We start from the raw sequence: 5,783 nt of genomic DNA on the forward strand, positions 1-5,783 counted from the left end.
GCACTTACTTTTGTTCCTATACGTGATTGTTCTATAGAACTTCTTGGCAATTTAATATCAAAGTTATTAAATGTGCAAATCATTAAACCTGAACAATCAAAACCAGCTTTAGTTGTACCACCCGATCTGTATCTTGTTCCGATATTTCCAGTAGCATTAGCAATAAGCTGTTCTATTAACTCAGAATGATTTCCTATTGTTCTAACAAAAGAAGAATCCTTTTTTATCTCTGGAAGAGTTTCTGCTACTTGATTAGAAGCAACTTCTGTCTGAACGTTTGGTTCTTGTGGCGTCTGCGTTGCCTGAATTGCATCTGCTTTTTCTTTTGGAACACGAATTTTTAATAGATATCCAACTGGCATTTTTCTTTTGACCGATGGATTCTGGCGTTCTAACTCTGCAACCGTAATACCATATTCCTTCGAAATACCATATTTTGTTTCTTTAGCCCTAACTTCCCTCACAAGTTCCACATCTGTTGAAATGACTTCAGTAGAAGTTTCAGGTTGCTTTTCATTTGCCAAAGCCACATCATTATTAGAAGGAATGGCAATTTGTTGTCCAATTTTTAAGCCTTCTTTTTCTAAAAGCGGATTTGCTTTCTTTAGATCATCAACAGAAAGATTATATTTTTTAGCAATTCCCCAAAGCGTTTCTTTAGATGCCACTTCATGAATTCCTGAAGTATTAGATGGAGCACTAGAATTATCAGCTACAGCAACTTCAACATTTTTAGGTTTTGCCTTTGCAGTATTTTTGTTTTTATTTGGAATTAAGAGTGTCGAATTTAATTTTAATATTTTAGGAGCATTTGGATTTGCATCTGCAATATCTTTTACTTTCACCCCGTATTTTTTGGCAATAACTGAAAGATTTTCCCCTTTTGAAATTTTGTGCTTAATAAAATTATCCTGCGCAAAAGCTCCAACACTGAAAAAAAACAACACTATTATTAACCGATAAACCATACTCTATTATTAAAGTTTTTACACTTTCTTTAAATTTCACATTAATCTCAACTCAAAAAAGACAAATATATTGCCTAAAAGGCGAATTTAACTTATTAAAGTAAAAAAATAGGTATTTTTAACAATTATTTTACTTCAAATTAACAGCCTCGGCATAGAAATTGAGCCAACTTTTTGAAAAGCAGCTTTTTATAAAAAAGACATGTTTTTTGATTAAATTTAACCTTACCAAAAACTTATTATCGTGAAAAAACTACTCTACATTATCATTTTACTGCCTTTTATTGTAAATGCACAAACTATAAGCGGAATTGTTAAATCTCAAAACACCAATTTGCCAATAGAAGACACCAATATATATGCATTGCGCACTCAAATTGGAACTTTAACGAACGAGAATGGGGAGTTTTCATTAAATAATAAGATAAAAGCAAACGATACGCTCCAGGTTTCTCATATTGGCTACATCACTATAAAAATTGCGGTTAAGGATTTAAAGAAATCAAACAATACTATTTCGCTTGAAGAAGATATTGAAACCCTAAGTAATGTAGACATTACAAGTCGAAAAGTGAAATTAAAATCGAAACTTGATTTTACTCAACTTGCGTCTTTAGAAACAGGCATTTATTCTTTTGGTTCTACAGTAATAAATGACAAGATTTATGTGGTCGGCGGTGATAGCAGTGAAGAATCAAACGCGTTACACACTTTAAAAGAAAAAGGCATAGATAGCGAAGATCCTAAATTTGAGCAAAAGTACTTGCAATTAGTAGGCTTTCAAGGCAGTAAAAACTTTTACAACGGCGATTTATTAATATACGATCCAAAAACAGATTCATGGGCAAAATCGGCTGAAAAATTTAAAAAAAGAGCTTATCATAATATAAATTATTACGATAACACACTTTATATCTTAGGAGGCAAAAGACTATCTACAAACAAAAAAATTGAATATTTAGATAATGAAATTGAAGTTTTTGATATTAACAAAAAGACCATTGCAATTGACAAAACCAATCCTCATAAAGCTGCAGATTTTGCTTCTTTCGTTTACAAAGACAACATTATTGTGATGGGTGGCTCGATAAAATCAAATGAAAAAAATCAAAAAATTTTTACTGACCAAGTCCACATGTATAATATCACTTCTGGTTTATGGTATGAACTAGCAAAAATGCCTGAGGCCAAAGAAGTGAAAGGAGTTTTGATTGGCGATAAAATCTTCACAATTGGCAATACTGACAGCAAAAGTTTCTCTGAAATTCAGAGTTTTGATTTAACAAACGAAACTTGGAAAAAGGAAACAACTTTGTTCTCACGTTTAGAAAATCCAGCAATCGCTTCTGACAACAACACAATTTATCTATTTGAGGATGGAAAATTATTGGCTTACAATGTAAAATCGAAGCAAATTAAAGAGTATCTTGTTCAGCTTGAGCTAAAATCAGCCACAATGCATTTTTTAAATGACAAATTATACATTATCGGAGGTCATACATTTACAACATATATAAAAACTCCATCAGAAAAAGTATACAGCATTTCTATAGACGAGCTTGAAACCACAAGACCTAGCCGTGTTAGAATTTTATCACAAAATAATGTAGCACAAAGAAACTAGTTTTAGCAACATAATTCAAATGTGAAATGTCAAAATAAAAAATGCCTTGTAAATACAAGGCATTTTATTGAATATTAAGGAATCTTAATCTTTATGCCTTTTAAGACATAATTAAAACGTAAAGACAAGAAACATTTACAAAACGTATGAAGTAAAAAATTCTGCACCTATTATATTTTACTCAAATATTTTAACACTAAAATTACCTCTATTAAGTATTCTTACCTGAAAAATTGAATCCATTTTTTTGTATTTTTAAAAGGATTTTCAAACAAAATATTTTTATATCTGATTGTGAAAAAACTACTATACCTTATCTTTTTATTGCCTTTTATTACAAATGCGCAAACAATAAGCGGAATTGTTCGATCTAAAATCACTAATTTACCAATAGAAGATACCAATGTATATGCATTGGGCACTCAAATTGGAACTTTAACAAACAACAAAGGAGAATTTGCATTGAATAAAAAAATAAATGCAAACGATACTCTTCAAATTTCCCATATCGGATACATTGCAACAAAAATTGCAGTTATAGATTTAAAAAAATCAAATTATACTATTTTGCTTGAAGAAGATATTGAAACCTTAAAGAATGTAAATGTCAACAATACCAAATGGTCAAAATTAAAATCCAAACTTGACTTTACCGAACGATCATCTTTAGAGTATGGCATTTATTCTTTTGGTTCTGTATTAGCAAATGGCAAGATCTATGTTGTTGGAGGTGACAATAGCGAACAATGGAATATTTTAACTACTATTAAAGGAAAAAACATAGGTGGTGATCCTACTAGATTTAGCGACCCTGGTTTTGCAAACAGATATCTTCTAGAACTTGGAGGCGATCCTGCTGAAAGAATTTTCTTCAAGGGAAATCTATTTGTTTATGATCCAAAAACAGATTTGTGGGAGAAATCAAATCAAAACTTAAAAAAAAGGGCTTATCATAATGTAAATTTTTACAACAATACACTTTATATTTTAGGAGGAAAAAAAACGCCGCTCATTAAAAAACGCGAATATTTAGATAACGAAATTGAAGTTTTTGATCTAAACACAAATACACTTGCAATTGATAAAACAAATCCACATCAAGCTATAAACTTTGCTTCTTTCACTTATAAGGATAACATCATTGTTATGGGTGGCTCAATAAGATCGACTGAAAGTGGCATAAAAACTTTTACTGATAAAGTACATTTGTACAATTTAACTTCTGGTCTATGGTATGAGCTAGAAAAAATGCCCGTAGCCCAAGAAGTAAAGGGAGTTTTGATTGGTGATAAAATATTTACAATTGGCAATACCAACAATAGAAGCTTTTCTGAGATTCAAAGTTTTGATTTAACAAATGAAAGCTGGAAAAGCGAAGCAACTTTGCTTTCTCGACTCGAAAATCCGTCAGTTACATTCAATGATGAAACTATTTATATGTTTGAAGATGGAAAACTGCTCGTTTACAATATAAAATCGAAGCTAATCAAAGAATACTATATTAAGCTTGAGCTAAAATCTGCCGCAATGCATTTTACTAATGACAAATTATACATTATTGGAGGATATGATTTCACCAATTATTATACATCTCCTTCATCAAAAGTGTATAGCATCTCTATTGATGAGTTTGACACTACACGACCTTACCGAGTTAGGGTTTTATCAGAAAATAATTTAGCAAACAGGAATTAATTTTATCTATAAATTTTGCACCAAAACAAAAAAAGCTCTGTTTTCACAGAGCTTTTTCAATATATAAAATCTAAATATTAAGCTTTTCCAGCAGCAATTAAATTTAATGCAGAACCTGCAACAAACCAGCCTATTTGACCTTCGTTGTATGTATGATTTGCTAAGATAATATCTTTTGTGCCATCTGCATGAACAAACTCAATAGTTAATGGTTTTCCTGGAGCAAATTCTGTTAAATCTAAGAAGTTAATTGTGTCATCTTCTTGAATTTTATCATAATCTGCTTCATTTGCAAAAGTCAACCCCAAAAGACCTTGTTTTTTAAGGTTGGTTTCATGTATACGAGCAAAAGATTTTACCAATACCGCTTTAACTCCTAAGAAACGAGGTTCCATAGCAGCATGCTCACGAGAAGAGCCTTCTCCATAGTTATGATCTCCAACTACAATAGAAGGAACTCCTGCTGCTTTGTACGCACGAGCTACTGCAGGAACAGCATCATATTCACCAGTCAATTGGTTTTTAACTGAGTTCGTTTTTTGATTGTAAGCATTTACAGCTCCGATCAACATATTGTTTGAAATATTATCTAAGTGTCCACGGAAACGCAACCAAGGCCCGGCCATAGAAATATGATCTGTGGTACATTTTCCAAAGGCTTTGATTAATAATTTAGCACCTGTAATATTTTTACCATCCCAAGCATCAAATGGAGCCAATAACTGCAAGCGTTCTGAAGCTGGATTAACTACTACCTGAACGTTTGAACCATCCTCTGCTGGAGCTTGAAAACCTGGATCTTCAGCATAGAAACCTTTAGCAGGAAGTTCATCTCCTGTTGGTTCATCAAGCATTACCTCTTCTCCATCTTCATTGATCAATTTATCTGTCAATGGATTAAAACTTAAATCGCCCGCAATAGCCAAAGCTGTAACCAACTCTGGAGACCCTACAAAGGCTAACGTATTTGGATTTCCATCTGCACGTTTTGAGAAGTTACGGTTGAAAGAGTGAACAATTGTATTTCTTTCTTCTTTTTCTGCTCCTTCTCTATCCCACATACCAATACATGGTCCACAGGCATTAGCAAAAACAGTTGCTCCAATTTTATGGAAAGTGTCAATAAAACCATCTCTTTCGATTGTAGAACGGACAACTTCAGAACCTGGAGTGATTGTAAACTGTGATTTTGTTTTTAAATTTTTATCAGCAACTTGTCTTGCCAATGAAGCTGCACGAGAAATATCTTCATAAGAAGAGTTTGTACAAGAACCAATTAAACCCACTTGAATTTGTAAAGGCCAGTTATTTTTAACCGCTTCATCTTTCATTTTAGAAATAGGAGTAGCCAAATCTGGAGTAAAAGGACCATTTAAGTGTGGTTCTAATGTAGATAAATTAATCTCAATAACTTGATCGAAGTACTTTTCTGGATTAGCGTATACTTCTGGATCTCCGGTTAAGTAAGGAGCAATTTTATCCGCAGCATCAGCCAC

At 32.4% G+C, this 5,783-nt stretch carries 4 protein-coding genes; 2 read left to right on the forward strand and 2 right to left on the reverse strand.

What is annotated here, in order from left to right; genetic code table 11:
* A partial coding sequence (locus tag B3J44_RS12820) for a LysM peptidoglycan-binding domain-containing protein (protein ID WP_286968776.1) occupies positions 1–845 on the reverse strand: 845 nt, incomplete at its 3' end.
* A gap of 367 nt (positions 846–1,212) precedes the next feature.
* Here B3J44_RS12820 and B3J44_RS12825 point away from each other — a divergent pair.
* A complete protein-coding gene (locus tag B3J44_RS12825; protein ID WP_286968777.1) occupies positions 1,213–2,592 on the forward strand; it encodes a Kelch repeat-containing protein in 1,380 nt (459 codons plus the stop codon).
* Between the two features lie 294 nt (positions 2,593–2,886).
* Positions 2,887–4,287 carry a Kelch repeat-containing protein gene (locus B3J44_RS12830; protein WP_286968778.1) on the forward strand — a complete coding sequence of 467 codons (1,401 nt, stop codon included), beginning with the start codon at positions 2,887–2,889 and terminating at the stop codon, positions 4,285–4,287.
* Positions 4,288–4,364: 77 nt separating this feature from the next.
* Here B3J44_RS12830 and B3J44_RS12835 read toward each other — a convergent pair.
* Positions 4,365–5,783, reverse strand: a 1,419-nt coding sequence (locus tag B3J44_RS12835; protein WP_286968779.1) for an aconitase family protein, incomplete at its 5' end; no start/stop codon positions are given.

Origin of the sequence: Flavobacterium sp. UBA4854, assembly GCF_002399805.1 — a bacterium.
GTDB classification, from domain to species: domain Bacteria; phylum Bacteroidota; class Bacteroidia; order Flavobacteriales; family Flavobacteriaceae; genus Flavobacterium; species Flavobacterium ginsengisoli.